General features: G+C 35.6%; 14 protein-coding genes and 5 pseudogenes. 7 read left to right on the top strand and 12 right to left on the bottom strand.

Features of this window, described 5'->3' with window-relative positions:
• From AB6N09_RS04355 to AB6N09_RS04340, 4 genes and pseudogenes are all read right to left on the bottom strand, one after another.
• Positions 1 to 202 (bottom strand): annotated as a pseudogene (locus AB6N09_RS04355) (IS110 family transposase); the annotation flags it as partial.
• 224 nt (positions 203 to 426) lie between these two features.
• Positions 427 to 1365: pseudogene (locus AB6N09_RS04350) on the bottom strand (protein TolB); the annotation flags it as partial.
• A 5-nt stretch (positions 1366 to 1370) separates the two neighbouring features.
• Positions 1371 to 3005 (bottom strand): ribonuclease J, encoded by a 1635-nt coding sequence (locus AB6N09_RS04345; RefSeq protein ID WP_411131719.1) that lies wholly within the window; start codon positions 3003 to 3005, stop codon positions 1371 to 1373.
• An 87-nt stretch (positions 3006 to 3092) separates the two neighbouring features.
• A pseudogene (locus tag AB6N09_RS04340) lies at positions 3093 to 3873 on the bottom strand (IS5 family transposase).
• A 215-nt stretch (positions 3874 to 4088) separates the two neighbouring features.
• Here AB6N09_RS04340 and purE point away from each other — a divergent pair.
• The 3 genes and pseudogenes from purE to AB6N09_RS04325 all read left to right on the top strand — a co-directional run.
• Positions 4089 to 4583, top strand: a complete 495-nt coding sequence (gene purE, locus AB6N09_RS04335; RefSeq protein WP_411131720.1) for a 5-(carboxyamino)imidazole ribonucleotide mutase — start codon at positions 4089 to 4091, stop codon at positions 4581 to 4583.
• A 4-nt stretch (positions 4584 to 4587) separates the two neighbouring features.
• Positions 4588 to 6456, top strand: a complete 1869-nt coding sequence (gene mutL / locus AB6N09_RS04330; protein WP_411131718.1) for a DNA mismatch repair endonuclease MutL — start codon at positions 4588 to 4590, stop codon at positions 6454 to 6456.
• A 717-nt stretch (positions 6457 to 7173) separates the two neighbouring features.
• Positions 7174 to 7670: pseudogene (locus AB6N09_RS04325) on the top strand (IS982 family transposase); the annotation flags it as partial.
• A gap of 179 nt (positions 7671 to 7849) precedes the next feature.
• On the opposite strand, the gene AB6N09_RS04320 reads toward AB6N09_RS04325, so the two are convergent.
• The 8 genes and pseudogenes from AB6N09_RS04320 to AB6N09_RS04285 form a co-directional block, all read right to left on the bottom strand.
• The gene (locus AB6N09_RS04320; protein ID WP_411131717.1) at positions 7850 to 8413 is read right to left on the bottom strand and encodes a hypothetical protein; all 564 of its coding nucleotides are present in this window, start codon (positions 8411 to 8413) and stop codon (positions 7850 to 7852) included.
• Positions 8414 to 8512: 99 nt separating this feature from the next.
• Positions 8513 to 11323, bottom strand: coding sequence for an excinuclease ABC subunit UvrA (gene uvrA / locus AB6N09_RS04315; RefSeq protein ID WP_411131716.1), 2811 nt, complete (start codon positions 11321 to 11323; stop codon positions 8513 to 8515).
• 625 nt (positions 11324 to 11948) lie between these two features.
• On the bottom strand, positions 11949 to 12503 hold the full coding sequence (locus tag AB6N09_RS04310) for an SIS domain-containing protein (protein ID WP_411131715.1): 555 nt from the start codon (positions 12501 to 12503) through the stop codon (positions 11949 to 11951).
• Positions 12485 to 12709: an SIS domain-containing protein gene (locus AB6N09_RS04305; RefSeq protein WP_411131714.1), complete on the bottom strand. Its 225-nt coding sequence runs from the start codon at positions 12707 to 12709 to the stop codon at positions 12485 to 12487. Before AB6N09_RS04305 ends, AB6N09_RS04310 begins: the two co-directional genes overlap by 19 nt.
• Positions 12710 to 12730: 21 nt before the next feature.
• Positions 12731 to 13765 carry a class II glutamine amidotransferase gene (locus AB6N09_RS04300; protein WP_411131713.1) on the bottom strand — a complete coding sequence of 345 codons (1035 nt, stop codon included), beginning with the start codon at positions 13763 to 13765 and terminating at the stop codon, positions 12731 to 12733.
• Positions 13766 to 13794: 29 nt separating this feature from the next.
• The gene (yajC, locus tag AB6N09_RS04295; protein WP_411131712.1) at positions 13795 to 14226 is read right to left on the bottom strand and encodes a preprotein translocase subunit YajC; all 432 of its coding nucleotides are present in this window, start codon (positions 14224 to 14226) and stop codon (positions 13795 to 13797) included.
• A 480-nt stretch (positions 14227 to 14706) separates the two neighbouring features.
• Positions 14707 to 15744, bottom strand: a pseudogene (locus tag AB6N09_RS04290) (rod shape-determining protein).
• Positions 15745 to 15801: 57 nt separating this feature from the next.
• Entirely contained in the window at positions 15802 to 17229 is a 1428-nt protein-coding gene (locus tag AB6N09_RS04285; RefSeq protein WP_411131711.1) for a gluzincin family metallopeptidase, read from the bottom strand.
• Between the two features lie 275 nt (positions 17230 to 17504).
• Here AB6N09_RS04285 and AB6N09_RS04280 point away from each other — a divergent pair, with 275 nt between their 5' ends.
• The 4 genes from AB6N09_RS04280 (at position 17505) to AB6N09_RS04265 (ending at position 22548) form a co-directional block, all read left to right on the top strand.
• A complete protein-coding gene (locus AB6N09_RS04280; RefSeq protein WP_411131710.1) occupies positions 17505 to 17984 on the top strand; it encodes an OmpA family protein in 480 nt (159 codons plus the stop codon).
• A gap of 188 nt (positions 17985 to 18172) precedes the next feature.
• Complete coding sequence (tilS, locus tag AB6N09_RS04275) at positions 18173 to 19468, top strand: tRNA lysidine(34) synthetase TilS (RefSeq protein ID WP_411131709.1); 1296 nt, start codon at positions 18173 to 18175, stop codon at positions 19466 to 19468.
• Between the two features lie 12 nt (positions 19469 to 19480).
• On the top strand, positions 19481 to 21310 hold the full coding sequence (gene ftsH, locus AB6N09_RS04270; RefSeq protein WP_411131708.1) for an ATP-dependent zinc metalloprotease FtsH: 1830 nt from the start codon (positions 19481 to 19483) through the stop codon (positions 21308 to 21310).
• Positions 21311 to 21885: 575 nt separating this feature from the next.
• Positions 21886 to 22548, top strand: a complete 663-nt coding sequence (locus AB6N09_RS04265; RefSeq protein ID WP_411131707.1) for a hypothetical protein — start codon at positions 21886 to 21888, stop codon at positions 22546 to 22548.
• Positions 22549 to 22794 lie beyond the last annotated feature (246 nt).

Below are 22794 nucleotides of genomic sequence, written 5' to 3'. Positions count from 1 at the left end.
GTGATAAACCAAGCTCATATTTCCCTGTATTTTCTAAAGTCACTAAAGAATTAGGTAGAATATCTGAAAACTCTTGAAACAATTGTTGCCAACCAGAAGCATTATTATCAAATGCGACAGCATTCTTCTGTCTGTGAATTGCAACGACATTTTTAAATTTTCCGATGTCAATGCCAATAAAATTTTGATAAGATGTAACAATAATAAACCTCGATAGTTTTGTTAATTTAAGATTGTAAACGGGTGCATATATATATGTCCCAAACAACTATTCAAACGTATCGAGAGATAGGGCTAGTGTACCTTGATAAGAACGGTTGTAATACCAATTTTCTCGGTCGCACACGCCCATGATAACTCTATTCCTATAGTGAGTAGGGTTATCTTTCTCTCTTATCTCTTTTATATCACGTTTTTAACTTACAATTTTTTAGTGAAATCGATGATATATAGCTGCTGACTTCCACTTACATCAGAGCTAAAGACCATATATTTCTGATCTGGAGAAAAAGAAGGAGAAGTGCTTATAGCCGAACTTCTAGTGATTTTTTTCGTGCGCTTGCTGTTCAAATCTAGAGACAATATATTTGTTTCACCATTAGATGAGTGGGAGATCAAAAGAGATTTTCCGTCAGAAGAAAATCTCAGAGCAGAGATTGCTCCCTCGAAGGCACTAATTATTGACTCAGTATTGTCTTTCAGATTCTTCAATATTATGTAGCTTCTACAATCCAGATATGAGATGTAAACAATACTACCTCCACTTGGTGCAAACCTTGGTGTTGATACAAATTTGTCGCCATTTGTTAAGTATTTTATATCACTTCCATCTTGATTCATAACAGCAATTCTGCGTATGGATTTGTAATTACTATCTTTTTCTTCAGCTATGTACTCTATCTTCGTGTTAAAATGCCCTTTCTCACCAGTTAATCTATCATGTATTGCATCTGAAACAAAATGGGCAATTTTTCTCCAATCTTTTGTTGAAAAAACAACCGAATGAGTAAATAACTCCCTTTTTGTGAAAGCATCAAACAAGTGTAATGATAATTCTAAGGCTCTATCTGATACTTCACTTAAACTCACTGTAGCCAGCATATCGCTCCTGGGTTTGTACGTCGTAATTTCAGCTTCTGTGCCACGTTTTACATTAAATAAGCCACAATTAGATAAATTTGCCTCAATTATCTTTGTGATGCTTTCGCTTAATTCGCTCTCCAGCTCTGTTTTACACGCACATTTGGACACAACAAGGCTAATATTACCAACAGTGTTTTCTCTTATGTCAACGTACAAAGCAGCTTTAGCAAAACAGGGAAGAAATAACGAAAGAAGTAATGTTAGCTGAACGAGCACCTTCATTCATTTCATAACTGTTCTATTTGGATCTCAATTATAGGCCTTTTTAGTAAATATTCCTTTAAGATACTGAATATCGAGCTCTCAATCTTATTTTTTATTTTTTTTGTCGACTGTAAACTAAACGCTGACTCAACCGTTTTTATAATCCTCTGTATGATAGCTGCATCTTCTGACGCTTCAAAAACACCAGGTGCAAATACCTTTGGTTTAGCAAGCAATTTATTTTTCTTGTTGACAATTGCTGTCACTACAACAGCTCCAGCATCTCTCATTCTCTTACGCATTTTTATGACACTACTCTCTGGATAACGTAGCAACATACCGTCAACACCAAAGTAGTCAACATCAATTGAATCAACCTTTTCTCCGCTTTCCAAATTAACGATATCACCTGGTGCAATCATTATTGCTTTTTCCACACCGCACTCTTTAGCAAATTTTACATGGGCATGCGTGTGAATATACTCACCATGAACTGGAATAGACATTCTAGGCTTTATCAAAGAATACATTTCCTTTAGCTCTGCTTTTACTGGATGTCCAGAGGCATGAACATGCTCCACTTTATCAATGATAACTTCTATGCCCATCTTGATAAAGGCGTTGAACATACTGTGTGCACGAGTTTCATTGCCAGGGATGATTTTTGACGAAAAAATCAATGTATCACCCCGTTGCATTTTAAATGCATGATGATTCTTATTAGCAAGTTTTGAGGTTGCTGCCATCGGCTCACCTTGGCAACCAGTGCAGATCAACAATAGCTTTTCCCTTGGTAAATCTGCTACATCTTTTGCTTCACAAAATTCAACAGAATTGGTTAAATATCCACTATCTTGTGCAACTTTTATTATTCTCCATAAAGACCTTCCAAGTAGAACTATTTTTCTGCCCAGCGCCTTTGCAGCTTGGCTTATTGTTTCAATTCGTGCCACATTTGAAGCAAAAAGCGATACAGCAACTAGCTTCTTAGACCGCCTTATTATGTTATAAATATTGTTATAAATCTCACCTTCTGATTCAGGATTATGTTTGCTCAATATGTTCGTTGAATCGCAAATTGCTACAAGCAGGTCACCTTTATCGCCAATTTCTTTTAAACGACTTATGTTAGAAGTTAAACCAACAACAGGTTTTGGATCAAATTTCCAATCGCCAGTATGAAGCGCGCTACCTACATAAGTGCTAACCAATATTGAATGTGCTTCAGGAATTGAGTGAGTTACGTTTATAAACTCAACGGTGAAAGGATCTAAATTTACGCTGCCGTTTATATCTACCTCTTTCACAGGTACCATGCCTTCTAGCCGAAACTCCTTTAGTTTCTCCTTGAGAAAATTAACCGTGAACTTTGTTGTATATATGGGACACTGCAACTCTTTCCACAAGTAAGGCACTGCACCGCAGTGGTCTTCATGTGCATGCGTAATTATTATTCCAAGCAAATCCTTTTTTCTTTGAGCAATAAAGTCCACATCGGCAATTAATAGCTCAACACCTGGCATAGTTTCATCGGCAAAACCAATGCCAAGGTCAATCATAATCCACTTACCTTGGTAATGATATAGACTTACATTCATCCCAATTCTGCCTACCCCTCCAAGCGAGAGAAATAAAAACTCGTTCTTGTTTATATTCATTAATTTTAAATTATTAAAATCCGAGAATAGCAAAACTTCGGTCTTAAATAAAGGAGTTTATTACTTTCAATAACCCTAAAAGCCTATTCATAATCTTTTCAGGAGCAAAACAGCGAAAGTAAGAACGACCATTTGCAAGCTGGTGTTGAGTTTACGTTCGCAATTTTTCCACAATCGTCTGCACTTTTCCAACCAAGCAAGAGAGCGCTCAACAACCCATCTTTTCGGCAATACAGCAAAGGTGTGTAATTCGCTGCGCTTTATCACCTCAACAGTCGCAGCAATAGTTGCTTTTATCTGTGTTGCAAAATTTTCTCCTGTGTAGCCGGCATCAACGAGTATGTTTGTAACTTCTGAGAGGTTTTCTTTAGCATTTGCTGCCATTTTCACAGCACTGAGTTGCTTCTGCAGTTGTTACATAAATTGCATGCGGTAAACCTTGAGTATCAACTGCAATATGGCGCTTTATACCTGAGATCTTTTTGCCAGCATCATAGCCTTTCTTTTTAGCAGTATCTGTATTTTTAACACTTTGAGAATCAATTATACAGAAGCTTGTTTTCTTTTTCTGACGATTGTTTATACGGACCTCTCCAACTAATTTTTTTTAAGACCAGTTCCAGTAAGCTTGGTTCTTCTCCATTTTTCTTATTCCATATTTGAAAATAGTAATATACGTTTTCCCACCTTGGAAAATCCTTTGGCAACATCCTCCATTGGCATGCGCTTTTTAGGACGTGCAATACTCTACAAAATACTTCAATAAATCAAGCTTTCTTGGTCTTGTTTTCTTCCTGCTACTTTTCAGAATCGGCCTGATTTTTTCAAATTGTTCTCTACTTACATCACCTGGGTAATTTTTTCTCATAGATATATCTCATTATTAATCTATGCCTATTTTATCTCATCTATCCGAGATTCTTAACACGTTCTAAGAAGTTTATATCCCTATATCTTAAAATAGATATTTGTTCAAATCTCTGTTTAACGAGAATGCTATATATTATATTCATAATGCAACTCAAATATTTGTTGCTTTTTAGCTGAAACACTATTTAGTTAGTAAATAAAATTATGTTGAATATGGAAGGAATAAGAAAAGATGTTGCTGTAATTATGGGAAGTGAATCGGATTATAGCACTATGTCTCATGCTGTTGATATGTTAAAAGAGCTAGGGATTTCGCATGATATATTTATAATATCTGCACATAGAACGCCGGAAAGGCTATTCAATTTTGCTAAATCTGCACAAGAAAAAGGTTTTAAGGTTATTATAGCTGGTGCAGGGGGAGCAGCTCATTTACCTGGTATGATTGCGTCGCTTACTTATTCACCTGTTATCGGCGTTCCTGTACATAGTAGGCAACTAAACGGGCTGGATAGTCTATTGTCTATAGTGCAAATGCCAAAAGGTGTACCGGTTGCAACAATGTCCATAGGAGAAAGTGGAGCATATAATGCTGCCGTTACCGCTGCGTCTATATTGTCAATTTCTAACAATGAAATTGCAGGTAGGTTAAAAAAATGGAGAGAGAAACAGACCAAAGGAGTAAAGGAGAAACCGGGTTCATGGTAAATTTATGGCAATAATTCTTTTAGATACAAAAACTATAAATCGTATAGCAGCGGGAGAACTAATTGAGAGACCAGCAAGTGTAGTGAAGGAATTAGTTGAAAATGCAATAGATGCTGAAAGTTCAGAAATAGAGGTCAAAATAGAGAGTGGTGGGCGCAATCTTATCGCTGTGATAGATGATGGAAGTGGAGTAGAAAAGAATGATCTAGAACTTGCATTTATGCGTCATGCTACTTCAAAATTAAGCGATAGTGAATTAATAGAAATCAAGCATCTTGGCTTTAGAGGAGAAGCGCTGCCTTCGATAGCAGCAGTAAGTAGGATAAAGTTATCGTCTAGAGCAAGAGGAGTGAGTGAAGCGTGGTCTATAAGGTATGAGGGTGGAGAAAAAGTGGGGGAAATTACGCCTTACTCTTTATCACGAGGCACGTATATTGAAGTACGAGATTTGTTTTTTGCCACTCCAAATAGGCTAAAATTTCTAAAAACCGAAAGAGCAGAAACTCAAAGTATCGTTGATATTGTAAATAACCTAGCAATGATTAACTATCGTATAGGGTTTACCCTCACTTCAGGTAATAAAAAGCTCTTGAAATACGCCAAGCAAACCTCGTTGTTCAGTAGACTGTTTGAAATAGAAAAAGAATTTCAAAATAATTCTCTAGAGATTAATGAAGAAGAAAGCGGCATCAAACTGATAGGACACGTCTGCAAACCGACCATCAATCGAGGTAAGTCTGATATGATTTATACATTCGTGAATGGAAGACCAATAAAAGACAATCGACTTGTCGGTGCGGTTCGGTACGCATATCATGATTTTGTTCCAAACGATAGGTATCCCTTTGCAGCGTTGCATTTGGAGGTGCCATATGATCAAGTAGATGTAAATGTACATCCAAATAAATCAGAAGTAAGATTTCAAAATAAGAGGCTAATATATGAAATAGTGACAAGAGGGCTAATTAAGGCATTATCAACGAAAATAGGCAGCTTTGCAACGAGTGACACTGGAATAACAGGGGAGCTTAAGGAAGGTTCATCTTTTGATATTGGTAAAGGTAGTGATGAGCTTATTGATAGTGGAAAAAGCAAAGAAGCGGAAAATCGGAAAGAATTTTATGAAAGAAGGCCAAATCCTTTAGAAAATCAACTGATGAAAGAATTTGCTTTTCCAAGTGAAAAAGTAAAAAGCCTGTCGGAACCGTCAAAATCGTTTGATTACATTGGTATGCAAAAATCCCCATCACAAGCAGAGACTATAGTTCTAGAAAGAGAACAAATTGATTTGATAGAAAACCATCCGCTCGGGTTTGCACGCTGCCAGGTCTACAATACTTATATTATTGCTGAGGCTAGAGGCAAATTGATTATAGTTGATCAGCATGCAGCCCATGAAAGGCTAGTATACGAGTGCTTAAAACAAAAATCAAGTATAAAAAGACAAAAGTTACTACTTCCTGAAGCGGTTGAAATCAAAAACCAAGCTGGAATGGAGATGGTTGAAATTTATAAAAATAAGCTTTTCGAAATGGGTTTTGACATTGAAATCAAATCAGAAAATAAGGTCGTGGTAAAGGAAATCCCTGCGATTTTGGGCACAACAGACGTAAAAGAGATGCTGATAAATATAGTTGATAGATTAACGGAAATAGAAGATACGCTGCCAATAGAAGACAAAGTGAACAAAATATTGGCCACTATTGCTTGTTATGGATCAATTAGAGCTGGCAGAAAAATGAAATTGGAGGAAATGAATGAACTGCTGAGGCAAATGGAAAAAACACCATATTCGGGACAATGTAACCACGGGAGGCCAACTTATATAGAAATGAAACTAAGTGATATTGAAAAACTATTTGAGCGGAGGTAATAGATTGTCATAAGTATGAATTTCTCGTCATCCAGCACTGGCATAGAAACAGAACTAAAAAACTACTTGACAACCTTCGCCGTTACCCTTACGATGAGACTGAAGCTATTGTTTATCTTCAGTCTGTGCAGATTAAATGAGAAAAAACTTAGCATATTTGGCGTCTCATGTTTAATTTTTCGCACTATGTGCACTGCATGTCTTTATAAAACTTCTGGTTTTCAAGCTGAAACGCGCTTATAAGTCGTTTAAGACATCAAAAACGCCAATGTTATAAGATAGATAGTGAATAACTAGCTACTCGGGGTTTTTTGCTTTCTTTTCTGCTTAGTAAATTTCTTAAATGTTTATGGCTAAGGTTAGTTGCATTAAAAAGCAGCTAAGTTGCACTTATTAAGCGTTTAGGATAAAGAAACGCCAACATTTCGACACAAAAGTAAATAACTAGCTACCATGGGGTTTCTTTTGTCTTTTTTTCTTGTTTAGTAAGCTTCTTAAATATTTATTACTAAAGTAGTATCCTGGGTCCAAGTATCAAGTACTGGGATGACAAGAAGAGGGGCTACTTGGATGACACCCATAACTTTGTCATTCCAGCGCGTGACGCTGGAATCTAGGAATTTTATCAAGTAGGTAAGTATAAAAATTATGTTAAAATGCATCATTTTATGGAAAACTGGATCCCAGATATCAACTATGTTGATTCAACTCCTATCGCATGCGAAAAGAATATCCAAAAACAAAGTTTTTGCTGGAATCGCAAAATTAAGCAAGAGCTCTTATGGCTGGTTTTATGGGTTCAAACTACATATGGTAATTAATGAAAAGGGTGAAATTCAAGGTTGACAAAAGGTAATGTTGATGACAGAAAACCAGTTCCCGATCTAACCAAAAAGCTAGTAGGTTTATTACTTGGGGATAAAGATTATATCCAAAAAGATTTATTTCTACAATTACTTGATAGAAATTTAAAGCTTGTTACCAAGATAAAAAAAAGTATGAAAAACGCATTAATCTTGCTAAATGAGAAGATTCTTCTGAGGAAAAGATCTATCATTGAAACTGTATTTGGTTATCTGAAAAACAGATTAGAAATTGAACATACTCGCCATAGATCTCCTATTAACTTTTTAGTTCACATTTTTTCTACACTTATTTCATATTCTTTACAACGCAAAAAACCTTCCATTTTCAACTCTTTCTTCGTCGGCTAATCCATAGTTAGCGTTCTTACGGTCGCTCAAGCCTGCGATAACCACATTTTTATAGGTTATCTTCCTTCTTGTTTCTTTTATATCACATTTTCAACTTACAACCGTTTTGCCTATAATTGGAGGTATAAGCAAATTTGTAATATATTTTATTTGTTTTCCTAATAACGAAGGTTGGGGTATTATAACTCAGTTTGTGGTATGCCATTGACTAAAGAGGTTTTTTCTGGTTCCTGTATTTCACTCAGCTTACTTTCTACTTTGTTACAAGCCCACACAAGTGGAGTTATAATCAATGCAGCAGCCCAAACGACAGCAGCACAGACGTAACTTACAATCTTATTAAATATTTCGGACACTGCACTAGCGCATTCCTGTCCAATATCTAAAAATATGTTTGAATGATCGATCAATGATCTTGCACTTGCTTTTAAACAGTTGCCAGCTGTTATTTTTGAAAATAACTTGAGTGGAAAGTATGACAAATATGCTACTGTCAAAAGTAAAGGCTGCAATACTATGCTAGTTACTAAGAAAGCAGCAAATTGGCACAACGGGTACACTTGCTCTGCTCTGTAATCTACATACTCACGATTTACTATGTATTGATTATTATGATCATCTTTAATCTTAACTCCGCAAATGCCATCTTTTATAGGTCCTAGTACGTTATCAATATAATGTACAGATTTATAGAAACTACTTTCTGGAACTAGTGTGTGATTCTCTGTTCTCTTAGCAGGCACAATTCCATATTGGACATACCTTTTAAAATATTCATATACTAACATTACCCTACCCAAATTATAAATATGCAGCGTAGCCTAATATAATTAAAAAATAGTTTATGCTCTATTTGATAAGTACGGTTTAAGATACTTGCCTGTAACACTTCTTGGTATGTCTATTATTTCTTCTGGAGTTCCTACAGCGATTACTTCTCCGCCTTTTATTCCACCCTCTGGGCCAATGTCTATTACGTAATCTGCAGTTTTTATAACGTGCAAGTTGTGCTCGATAACTATAACAGTGTTTCCCAAATCAACTAGCTTATGGAGCATTTTTAGTAAGTTATTTACATCTTCAAAATGCAATCCGGTCGTTGGCTCATCAAGAATATACAATGTTCTTCCGGTAAATCGTTTTGATAGTTCCTTGGACAGCTTTATTCGTTGTGCTTCACCTCCAGATAATGTTGTTGAAGGTTGTCCAAGCGTTATGTAGCCAAGCCCCACTTCCTGTAAAGAAACTAACTTTTCTTTTACTATTGGAAGGTTTTCAAAGAAATCACAAGCTTGATCTATCGTCATATCAAGTACATCAGAAATTGATTTTTCTTTGAAAGTGATCTCTAGCGTTTCTCGGTTATATCGCCGACCTTTACACTGCTCACACTTCACATAAACGTCCGGCAGAAAGTGCATTTCTATCTTTAAATGTCCATCACCTTTGCACGCTTCACATCTTCCCCCCTTAGTATTAAATGAAAATCGACCTATGTTGTAACCTCGTGCTTTCGACTCTGGAAGACATGCTAACCAGTTTCTTATATGAGTGAACATACCAACATATGTCGCTGGATTTGATGCAGGAGTTCTACCAATTGGCGACTGGTCTATTTCTATAATTTTATCTACATATTCAAGGCCTTCTATCTTATTGCACTTGCCATACTTTGCTGATGAATGATATATCTTGTGTGCTGAATATTTGTATAGTGTTTCTATAACTAAACTTGACTTTCCCCCTCCAGATATTCCAGTAACACAAATAAAATTCCCTATAGGGAATTCAACGTTTATATTTTTTAAGTTATTCTCACACGCATTAATTACCTTTATGAACTGAGTCGTTTGTTTTCTTCTTTCTGGAATTGAGATTTCCCTCTTTCCACTCAAATATTGACCTGTTATACTCTCTGGATTTCTTTGCACCTGATCTGTCGTTCCTTCTGCAACAATCTTTCCTCCGTTTACACCAGCTCCAGGCCCAATATCAATTACATAATCAGCAGACATTATTGTATCTTTATCATGCTCAACAACAATTACAGTATTTCCTATATCTCTCAGGTTCCTAAGCGTGGCAATCAATCGGTCATTATCGCATTGATGAAGGCCTATCGAGGGTTCATCAAGCACATATAACACTCCTGTTAAACCAGAGCCAATTTGTGAAGCAAGTCTGATTCTTTGACTTTCACCTCCAGAGAGTGTGCTAGACTCGCGGTCAAGTGTAAGGTAGTTTAACCCTACATTTTTCAAAAATGTTAGCCTCTTGATTATCTCACTTAATATTTTATTTGAGATTTGCTTTTGTTGCTCTGTAAGCTTGCCTGGCAGATTTTCAAACCATTTAAGGGATTCATCGATGCTGAGCCTGGATATTTCACCTACGTGTTTGCCATCAATTTTCACTGTAAGTGCCTCTTTTCTCAATCTATAGCCAGCACATTCTTTACAATAAATAACAGAACAATATCGCTCAATAAGTGTTTCATCATAATCCATCTGGTTTTCTAATATACTAACTAAACCTTGAAATCTCATTTCTTTAGAACCAAAGAGTATCACATCCTTCGCTACTTGATCTATGTTCTTCCACGGAACATCAAGACTGAGTTTACAATTTTCAGCTAGTGACAGGATTGCATTTTTTAGAAATCCATAACCTGTATGCACTTGACGGAGCATTGACCCCACTGGCCTTAAAGCACCTTCAGATATTGAGAGCGTTTCATCTGGCACTATCAGCTTTATATCAATAGCCAGCTTTTTACCAAGCCCATTGCATGAACAACATGCACCGTAGGGGCTATTAAAAGAAAATAATCTTGGTTCTATTTCCTCAAGAGTAAAGCCGGACTCCGGACATGCAAAATTTTCTGAGAAAGTTAAAACTTGATCATTTCTATACTCGGAATTATGATTATCAGGCAAGTTCACTATTTCTGCATACATTAAGCCATGACCAAGTCTTAATGCTGATTCTATGCTACTCGGCAGCCGATTTCCTATATCATCTGATATTGACACCCTATCTGCAACCACAAAGATATCATGCTTTTTGTTTTTATCGAGCTTAGGTAAATCATCTATATTATGTATTTTACCATCTATTTTTAGTCTTGCATATCCTTGCTTTTTAATTTCCAATATCTCTTTGAGGTGTTCTCCCTTTCTGCCACGCACGATGGGAGCGAGTATATATACTTTAGTTTCTAAAGGTAACGCCATTATAGTATCTACAATTTGAGACACAGTTTGTTTCGTTATTGGCAGTCCAGTTGTAGGTGAATAAGGAATCCCTATCCGTGCGTATATTAAGCGTAGATAGTCGTAAATTTCAGTAACGGTCCCAACTGTTGATCTTGGATTTTTTGAGATCGATTTCTGGTTGATAGATATTGCAGGAGAGAGGCCTGTAATCGACTCAACATCTGGTTTATCCTGAATGTTGAGAAATTGACGTGCATAAGCCGAAAGACTCTCTATATACCGACGCTGGCCCTCTGCATAAATCGTATCAAACGCAAGGCTAGATTTGCCAGAACCGCTGAGCCCGGTTATAACAACTAATTTATTTTTCGGTATATTAACATCTATACCTTGCAGGTTATGCTCCCTTGCACCTTTAATTCCAATAAAATCATCCATACATCACGTATTTTTGAATATTATAGCCTCAAAATACGTGAATTTACAGTAACTTTCTACTAATTTTTTTAACTATTATGGGAAATTACACAAACATAGTCCTACAAGAATGATATCACCCAAGTGCTAGCTGAATTCAGATTTTTTAGCCATAAAAACAGAACTAAAAAACTACTTGACAACCTTCGCTGTTACCCTTATCATAGTACTAAAGCTATTTGTTTAACTTCCCAATCTGTGCAGGTTAAAATGATAAGAAAGCTTGTATTTGGCGTACTATTGTTTAATTTTTCGCACTATGTGCACTGCATGTCTTTTTAAAACTTCTGGTTCTTACCAATACAAGCTGAAACGCGCTTATAAGTCGTTTAAGACAGCACCAAACGCCGGATTTTAAAATAGAGAGCGGAATAACTAGCTACCTCGGTGTTTTATTGTCTTTTTTTTCATTTGGTAGATTTCATAAATATTTATGACTAAAATAACATTCCAGATGCCAGTGTCAAGCACACAACTGTACGAACATTGTGATTTGAGCCTGACAGGAGAAGGAGCGCTGGAGTGGCATCGTTTACTATGTTCATATTATAATGTTTGTACAGTTGTGTGTCTGACTGTAAATGAACTACTCAACCGTAACAGACTTAGCTAAATTTCTTGGACAATCAGCATCCAATCTTTTCTTGACTGCGGTAGTATAAGCAAGAAATTGCATGGCAACACTGTAGATGATTGGAGAGATGAAATTATCAACGTCTGGTAGTTGTATTACGTCTTTACAAATCTCTCTTAGGAACGGCACTCCTTGCTTGTCACTAAAAGAGATCACTTTGCCTTTTCTCGCTATAATTTCTTGTATGTTGGACAGAGTTTTAAAAAATAAATTGTCATATGGAATAATTGCTATAACAAGTACAGATGAATCTATTAAAGCAATCGAACCGTGCCTCATCTCTCCCGCTGCAATACAGATGGTATTAATATACGAAAGTTCCTTTATTTTCAATGCACTTTCCATTGCAACTCCATATGAGCTTCCTCTGCCGATTAAAATAATGCTGCTATGCTCTGATATACTGTCTGATATATGTTGTATCTTCATCGCATTTAAAAAATGCTCAATATATTCTGGAATAGAGTTGATAGCATTGCTCAGTTGCTTTATTTTCTTTTTATCCAACGTACCTTTATTTTTGCAAGCTCTAAGGCAAGGCATGCTAAAATTGCAAGTTGCGCAGAAAAGGTTTTTGTTGAAGCAACACCAATTTCTGGTCCAGCAAGAGTATGTAACACGATATCTGAGATTCTTTCAATGCTGCTGCTGAATGTGTTAGTTAGGCTAATGATTGTTTGCTTCTGTGATTTTGCATAGCGCAATGCTTCCATGGTATCTGCAGTTTCGCCAGATTATGAGATGAATAATCCAATACTTCCATTCTCTAACTTAATGTTGCTATACCTAAATTCTGACGAGATTTCCAGATATACTCGAACTTGGGCAATGCTTTCCAGCCAATATTTTGCTATTAGCTCAGCAAAATAAGATGACCCGCATCCAACTATAGTAATGTCACTCAGATCGTAAAATAGTTTTTTGTTGACGGATATTATCTCTGTATACTTTTTATAAAATTGATTTATTGTTTTGTTTAATATATAAGGCTGCTCAAAAATCTCTTTTAGCATGAAGCTGGAGTAACCATTTTTACTGATTAGAAAGTTGCTTGAACTATTGTTTTCTATACTGCGTTTAACTTGTGCACCGTTGTTGTATATACTCACCACGCTAGATTTTGTTACCGCAACGTCGTCATCCTCTAAGTATGATATTCTGTCCACTAGTGCATTAAAGGTGTTAGAATCAGATGCGGCAAATACGGTGTTGCAGTTATAACCTATCGCTAAAGGTAGGTTTCTTTTTGCAACAAATAGAGCATCTCTATATTCTGCAAACAATAGGACCAAAGCAAACGAGCAATGTAAGTTGCTTAAACACTTAAATAGAGAGTCAACAGATGACAACCCTCCATTGAGATATAGGGTTAACATGTTTGGTATAACCTCTGTATCGGTGTCAGTATGAAACGACATTCCCTGTTCTTCTAGTCCCCTTTTCAGCAAATTGTAATTTTCAATTATACCATTATGGGCAACAACAACATCATTTGTATGAATAGGGTGAGCATTTTTAAGATCTGGAACTCCATGTGTAGCCCAGCGAGTATGTGCTATGCCAACTGTGCTGCTAGATATCTTGCTGTTGCCAACAACTTCAGATAATCTTTCGACTTTACCTTCTGATTTTTTAACCTCTATTTTGCCTTCATTGTTTATGATTGCTATACCTGAAGAATCGTATCCCCTGTATTTGAATTTCTGCAACCCGGCCAGCAAAGCTTGTATTACTGAATCACCGCTACTTACACACTGAGTATTCCACACACAACCAAATGAACCTTTCTTTAGAGTTATTAGGCACTTTTGTTTTTATTGTCTTGCCCCTTTTTACTTTTATCTGGCTGATTTTTATTCTTTTTGTCGTCCTTCTCAATTTTACCTTTTTCAGCTGGTTTGGCTTGAGCCTCTTTGTTTAAAACTTCAGATATAGCGGACTTTAGGACTTTTATCTCAACTTTTGGTGCTATTTCTACTATAAATTGTGCATTTGCTTCATCAACTTTGTTGACTATGCCTATTAGTCCACCAGAAGTAGCAACAGTATCGCCGCGTTTTACTTGATCCATCATCTTTCTGAGTTCTTTTAATCTTTTGTGGTGTGGGCGGATAATAAAAAAATAAAACACCACAACTATTAAAATCAATGGGATAAAATTAGCAAAAGATGCACCAACACTTGATGCATTACTAGCTGCATCTGCTGCAAAAACTTCAGAAATGAACATATTTAATCCTAGTTATCAACGACAAATTTAAGTGAACATGTTTAACTATTAACTACAATATTACTTCATGTCAAGTTTATGAGAGAAAAACAACACCTTTGCCGTAGCTAGCTGGATTTACATTTTTTAGCCATAGAAACGAAAAAAACTACTTGACGAATTCCTCCAGTACCCTTATTATAACAACAAGGGTATTTCTGACTTAAAACTTGTTTTTGATCTGCAGGCTCAATGACAAAATTCAGTAAAAACTCGGGGTATTTTTTGGCGGATTGTATCAAATTATAGCGCCAATTTAAAGTATTATAGAGTCAAAACTCGCCACTCGTGATTTCTTTGCCTTTTTTCGCTTGGTAAATTTTTAAATATTTATTACTAAAGTAGTATCTTGGATCCCAGTGCCAGCTACTTGTATGATATCTCTGTGCTTGAGATAGAGCTTGCTGTAAAATGAACTACCTTAAAGACAAGTCATCATAATTAATCTTGCTTAAATAAAACATGACTGAAATAATCTATGTTTTCAAGCACTTTGCCACTACCTAAGGCAACGCAGCAAAGCGGGTCATCTGCCACACGCACTGGCAGTTTTGTTGTTTCACTAATAACTTTGCCTAAATTGCGTAATAATCCACCACCACCAGATAAAACTATCCCTTTATCGACTATATCAGAAGAAAGTTCAGGATGAGTGCTCTCTAATGCTGTTTTAATAGCAAAAATTATCTGATGCGCAGGCTCTATTAAACTTTCTGCAACCTGATATTCTGATAAAAGCATTTCTTTTGGCATGCCGCTTACTAGGTCCCTACCTTTAACCATTATTCCCTCTTTATTACTTTCACCCGGTAGACTAGCCGAACCTACGCTTTTCTTAATTTTTTCAGCTGTTGTTTTACCAATCAATAACTTATGGTTTTCACGAATGTATGATCTTATTGCTTCATCCATAATATCGCCACCTACTCTGGCAGATCGTGAATAAACAATTCCTCCTAAAGAAATAATTGCAACTTCAGTTGTACCGCCTCATATATCAACAACCATGGACCCCTCAGGTTCAGTAACCGGAAGTCCAGCACCAATTGCTACAGCTATTGGTGCTTCAATCAAAAATACTTCGTTTGCACCAGCACTTTCTGCTGCATCTTGTATAGCACGTCTTTCAACTGGAGTAGATCCAGATGGAACACATATGATAATGTTAGGCTTATTAACAGTGAGTTTTGTATTTACATTGCGTATGAAATACTTTAACATATCTTCCGCACTTTTAAAATCAGCAATGACCCCATCTTTTAATGGCCTGATTGCCTCTATTTCTCCAGGCGTTTTCCCTAGCATTATTTTAGCTTTTTTACCAAAAGCGTAAGGAACATAGCTTCCTTTTTCCTTTATTCTTGCTACGACTGAAGGCTCGTCAAGCACTATTCCTTGATTTTTTTGACAAACTAAAGTGTTCGCAGTGCCAAGATCTATAGCAATATCGCTAGCGAATAAACCTTTGAAAGTGAAAATGTTGCAAAATTTTCTAGTTAATTTCTGAAAAACTCATATACAACTCAAAAAAATATTTTATTGAGACAAATTATACTTTTCAGATAAGTAATTGGCACAGCATTCAACGTCTAACCCCTTGCCTGTTACTTTTTTTAGTAGATCCGAAAAACCATACTTTGTACTACACATATTTTGGGATAACCAACTGATAAGTAAACTAAAATCTCCTTTCATTATAGCACCTAAGAACTCGTAATGATCTTTTTTAATGAAAGAAAAAATCTGTACAGCGGTAATTAAAGCTATAATTTTAATAGGAAAATATCCTATGATCCCGCTTGCCCAGTATTCATCTTGAAAATAAGTGTCTAGTTCATTTTTAGCTTTTACTGGAATTTTATAATGCTTCATACCTTCCAACCATGCATCATGGAGGTCTTTGACCTCTAACGTACCATTTATTATATTCTGTTCTAACCTAGTCCTCAGCATGATATGAGCTAACAGACTAAGTTCATCCGCATTCTTTAAAAGGGAAGAAAGATTTGGTTTATTGAAAACCAAGTACAAATTCTCAACACTGCTAAATTTTGCATTAGTCTTACCTTTTATAGCAAATTTCTCTTTTATATATGGTTGAATAAACTCAATAAATTCTCTGGATGTTCCAATCACCCTTTCCATGAACAATCCTTGGGTTTCATAAATAACGTGTTCTGTAATTGGGCTGCTTACAGAATTTTGCGCTAAACATTTTCGATAAATTTCATGGCCACTACATCGTAAAAGTAGAAACAAACCGCAACAAAAATCAGATTCATTGTAATCTATAGGGTGATAACAAGAAGTGTGATATAATGTAATACCCATTTTCTGTAGACACAGCGAGCCGAGTTCAATCTGCCTTTGAGTAGCAACTTTCTGCATATTAACAGCTTTGTCTTTCTTTTGCTTTTCAATTATTTTATCTACACTTTCACAAAAAAATTTGCCTACCTTAGGAAATATTTCCTTTATGCTCTTTTCTGTAATATCAAAATCATAGTCAGCAAGCAGTGAGTCGTATTGTGAGCATTTTAACTGCTGCGATTTTATAGAAACCACTTCGCGAACAAGCTTAACCAGATCAGCAAAGCGTTTTTTCAGCTTTTCCAAGCTGCTAGTTTCAGACTGAGATAGCTTCCATAAATTTTGGCACTCAACTTTGGCCTGGGATAAAGACTTTACTAAATCGATAGGAACAGCACTGCTGCTTTTATGCATCCTCTCCATTAATTTTAGCTGCCGATTGCTAACACTCCTTTTATTGCCAAGAGCACTTGCTTCTATTAATGATTCTTTTATTATGTCATGAGAAATAATTTCATGTTTAATTTCTTCTAGAAGACCCATTTGCTCAACTTTGTCTTCTACGTTTAATTGGCTTTGGCTTAGTACTTTTAGCGTATTTTCAATACTCTTTACCTTACACAATACTTCCTCTAGAAATTTATGAGATTTCATATTTGTTCATTTTTTAGAAAACATCTATTTAATATCGTATTAGATTAATAATAAAGTTAAAAGTATATTTACTCAAAGTACAATAAAAAATTATGTATTCTGTGCCTTTACTAGATTTTTCCACCAAAAGTCTAGCGCCTTATTAGAAAATTAATTGTAAGACTGTAGAAAAGTATTTAGTATTTTATTTTTCTTGACTATACTGTTATAGAGAGATTATTAAATACTAAAACTTAAAGTTACGCACTATATTTAAAATTTATGGAGGTTTAGTGATGTGGAGTAGGTTGGTTGTAATGTGCTGTTTTTGTTTATTGCTTACTGGTGTAAGCTCTTGTCCAAAGAAAGGAGTGAACACAGCAAATAAAATGAACTCTGTTGTTAAACAGATGGGTGAAAAAAGAGTTTTTTTTGATTATGATAAATCTAATATTAGCGAGGCAGGTGCAGATGTATTGCTCGATGTAATGGAGGTATTGCAAAATAACCCTGATATGAAGGTTACTGTAACTGGTCATACTGACAATCGTGGTTCTTATGAGTACAATGTTGCATTGAGCGAGAGAAGGGCAGATGCAGCTAAGAAATTTATGGTTAGTTGTACACCTTATCTAGAAAACAGAATAAAAACTGCTTCTAGAGGTGAAACTGAGCCTTTAGTTTATGTACAAGACGACTCTAAAAATTCCAAGTATGAAAAACGGCATGCTAAAAATCGTAGGGTGGAATTCTCGTTTTCTGAAGCAAAGAAATAGTTTTTTGCATTAATAGATCCCAGTGTCAAGCGCTGGGATAACTAAAGATAAAAGCACTTGGAATAGTATAAAGTTAAGGTGCTGAGGTTGTAAGGGAGGAAGGGTGCAAAAGAACACAGCTGTCGGAATCTAGCAAGTGTTATTTTCTATATAATTGACCTAAGAAAGCAAATTATGCAAGAGAAATAATGGAATTAGAGTCATTATTTCAAGGTGTAATCAAAGGTTTTGCTATCCATAACAATAAAGTTGCAGTTGCAGTGTCAGGTGGTATAGACAGTATAACTTTATTGCGTTTAATGATTAATTGGACAAAAAAAAGACAATATTCTCCTCCTATAGCATTAACAGTAAATCATGCATTGCGTCCAGAGTCTCAGGAGGAAGCCGAATTTGCTGTAGGTTATGCAAAAGAACTTGGAGTAGAGGAGTCGTTCATATTAAACTTGGAGAAACAAAATATTAAAGGTAATGTTCAATCACAAGCACGAAAAGCACGATATAAGCTGCTAACGAAGTGGTGCAAAAGTAACAATGTTGAGCACCTACTCATTGCTCATCATAAAGATGATCAAGCAGAAACGTTTCTACTCAGGCTTGAACGTGGTAGCGGCATAGATGGATTGTCATCTATGGATTACAAATCCCTTTTGAATGGCATTTGCATAGTAAGACCATTGTTGAGTTTTAGTCGTAGTGAAATAGAAAGATACGCAAACTTCCATCGGCTAAGATGGGTTGAAGACAGAAGTAATCAAGATTTGAAGTATAGGCGCACGTTATACCGTAACCTGCTTAAAGTAAGTGATAATCAAAAGACTTTAACAGAGCGAATATGCCTCACAGCTCTTCACATGAAAAGAGCTGCAAAAGCGTTGATGCACTACACGCGTCTTGCGTTTAATGACTGTGTTAATGTTCATGATCTTGGTTACATTGAAATCAAACTAAGTGAATTTTATAAATTGCCTGAAGAAATAGCCTTAAGGCTTCTGCTCTATTCTATAATGGTAATCAGCAGTAAACGCTATAAACCAAGATATAATAATCTTATTACAATATTTAACCAAATATCGCAAAAGGATAACGATCTTCATTGTACGCTTTCTGAGTGTAAAATAAGGAAATACAAAGAAAGCATATTGGTAATTAGAGAGCCGTCAAAAATACAGGAAGTATCCGTAAATTTGCCACTCAATGGTCCTGTTGAATGGGATAACAGATTCAGCTGCACAATACTTGGGGATCAGGAGTGCTCAGTAACTATTGCACCGTTAAAGAAAGCACATAAGATCCCTACGTTTTTAAAGGATTATAATTGCTGTTCTGAGGTTTTTTACTCTTTACCTGTGGTGCTAAAAGATGAAAAGGTACTGGCTTATTCTCATATAAATTATGATGAAGAAAATATCCATAACGGTAAGTTTCAATGCATTACTAATAGTATAATAAAGCAAAATCTGGTAAACTTAATTGATATTTAGTCAAAAATAACAATGAAGAAATTTTTAGAAGGCTTACTGATTTGGTTAGTAATAGTTGTACTTGTTTCGGTCGCTTATATCCAGTTCAGCGGAAATATAGGAAAAAGTAAAACAACTATACCTTTTTCAGAATTTTTAACTAGGCTGGAAGATGGTGACATAGAAAGTGTTGTCATAAGAAATCAGAACATTGAAGGCAAGTTTAGAGATGAGTCAAGCTTTAACTCAAGTGGTGTTGTATATAGCGACTTAATAAAAAATTTGCATGACAGAAAAGTGAAATTCTCCTTTTCAACTGGAGATTCTGCGATGAGCATCATTGGGGGATTACTTATTCAATGGGTCCCAACATTTATTTTTATCGGGTTATTACTATTTCTTTTAAAACAAACACAAGCAGGAGGCAACAGAACCATAGGCTTTGGCAAATCAAAAGCTAGGCTCATGACTAGCGGAAAAAAAGTGACATTTGACGATGTTGCTGGAATTGATGAAGCAAAGGAAGAGTTGGTGGAAATTGTTGATTTTCTTAAACAAAGGCAAAAATTTCAAGTGTTGGGTGGAAAAATACCAAAAGGGTGCCTCTTGATTGGCTCTCCTGGGACTGGTAAGACCCTACTTGCTCGTGCGATTGCGGGTGAAGCTAATGTGCCATTTTTTAGCATTTCTGGATCTGATTTTGTCGAAATGTTTGTTGGTGTTGGTGCAAGTCGTGTGCGTGATATGTTTGATCAAGGAAAGAAACACGCTCCATGTATAATTTTCATAGATGAGATAGACGCAGTGGGCAGGCATCGTGGCGTTGGTCTTGGTGGTGGCAATGATGAAAGAGAACAAACATTAAATCAGTTATTAGTTGAAATGGATGGTTTTGAGTCTAATGAAGGTGTGATAATAGTTGCTGCAACCAATCGTCCAGACGTTTTAGATCAAGCACTTCTTAGACCTGGTCGTTTTGACCGTCAGATCACTATTTCTTTGCCTGATATAAATGGTCGTGAAAAGATATTAAATACACATATAAAGAAAATATCGATAGCACCAGATGTAAATGTAAAAACAGTTGCAAGAGGAACACCAGGTTTTTCAGGTGCCGATTTAGCAAACCTAGTGAATGAATCTGCGCTTATTGCTGCAAGAAGAAACAAGAAAATTGTTACTATGGATGATTTTGAATATGCACGTGATAAAGTGATGATGGGCGTGGAAAGGCGTTCCTTAATTATGACAGAGGAAGAAAAAAAGCTCACTGCTTACCATGAGGCTGGTCACGCAGTAGTTGCTATTAATATGCCTGCCTCCGATCCAATACACAAAGCAACTATCATTCCAAGGGGTAGAGCCCTAGGTTTAGTTATGAGATTGCCGGAAACAGACAGCGTATCTCACACAAGAGAAAAGATGATAGCGGACATAACCGTTGCTATGGGTGGAAGAGTAGCAGAAGAGCTAATTTTTGGTTATGATAAAATCACAAGCGGCGCATCTTCGGATATAAAACAAGCATCTGATTTATCACGTGCTATGATAACAAAATGGGGGATGAGCGATAAGGTAGGACCGATATATCATAGTCGTGAACAAAGCGCGCATGGTTCTGATATAATTTCTGAAGATACTCTAAAGCTCATAGATGAGGAAGTAAAACGAGTTGTATCTTTATGCTATGAAAAAGCAAAGGATGTCCTGACCAAACGCCGCAAAGATCTGGAACTTATCGCTGAAAACCTGCTGGAGTTTGAGACTTTAACAGGGGATGAAATCAAAGATATATTAAGTGGAAAAAAGATTGTGAGAAATGAAAACGAAAGCAAGGAAAAAGTAAGAAAGTCCTCTCTCTGATTAGATCTAGCCCAATAGACTTCTCACATATCAAACCAGTTTTGGAAGCGCTAAGCACATGCCCATAAAAAAACTACTTGACAACCTTCGCCATTACACCTATAATGATACTGAAGCTATTCATTTAACTTCGTAATCTGCAGATTAAAATGACAAAGGAAACTTTGTATTTGGCGTCTCATGTTTAATTTTTCGTATGTGCACCTCATGTCTTTATAAACTTTCAAGGTTTTTACCTAATATAGGTAAAACGCGCTTGTTAAAGCAAAAAACGCCAATTTAAAAGATAGATAGTAAATAACTAGCTAACGGAGTTTCTTTTGCCTTTTTTTTCATTTAATAAATTTCTTAAACATAAAGGCATATTAAATGCAATCTCCGCAAGAAAGGGTGTCATGAAAGTAGCAGATACCTGCAAATCACAATGTTCATGTATCGCACTATTTGCATAGCAGAACAACGCAAGCTTATGCGAATGATATCTGTTATTGCAATTATAGTATATATTAGTTTAACAATAAATTAACTAATAGACATTATAATATTGATAATTGTAAATTTATTGTGAGATATTTATGAGTAATGTAAAAGATATTTTTAAATTAGAAAAGGGAGAACCATTTTATATTGGAGGTGAAGAGTATTATAAAATAAAGTTAGTAAGTAAAGATCAACAAGATAAACAAATCTCTTTCTCTTATCCATATATATTTACACACAGACTAGATAATGAAGGCGAAAACCTATACGTAGCAAGTGAGGGTGATAGCAAAATAATTAAGCGTCATCTGCCATTTCACAACAATAAAGAATATTCCTTAAAGGATTTCCAGAGTAAGATGAAATTACAGGAACTGCCAAGCCATTTTATAAATGTAAAAGTAATTAAACATGAAGGTAAATATAAGTTTGCTCTATATGACAAAGTAGTTAGCTCTAGCGAAGACACAGAAAAATTTATAACAATTCTGCCACTATCTTCATTTTCACATTTTAACAGAAACTTTAATATCTCAGAATACAAAGATGATGAATTGAGACTTACTTTGAAAAAAAGCACCTATGATGACTATGATAAAATTTACGTTCCTATTATTATCAAAGAAAGCGATCAAAGTGAAATCTGTGAATTGTGTAACTGTAATATCTTCTTTTATAAAGATGGTACACTGTACGTATTTGAACCTAAAACCAATCAAGACAATAATGATTATTATTGGTGGAATAAACATTCTTAAGGTGATTTCAGATATGTTGACCTAATAGATGATGAAGATGGTAACTATAGATTACAGCTTTCAAATGAAGATGGAACAAAACTAGGACATGAAAGTACACCTTGTTACGATGAATTTTTGAATGAAGCATTTCAAGAATTAATCTCATATCAACTATGTTTTTTAAAAATTTTTTATTTGTGTGATTTTGCAACTTTACCCAGTCATATGGGCAATAAAAACCAGTTTGTTATAGAAAATAGATTT

The sequence above is a fragment of the Wolbachia endosymbiont of Tettigetta isshikii genome, assembly GCF_041154185.1.
Taxonomy (GTDB): domain Bacteria; phylum Pseudomonadota; class Alphaproteobacteria; order Rickettsiales; family Anaplasmataceae; genus Wolbachia.
Note: the sequence above shows the minus strand (reverse complement) of the source record. Positions and strands in the feature narration are given on the sequence as shown.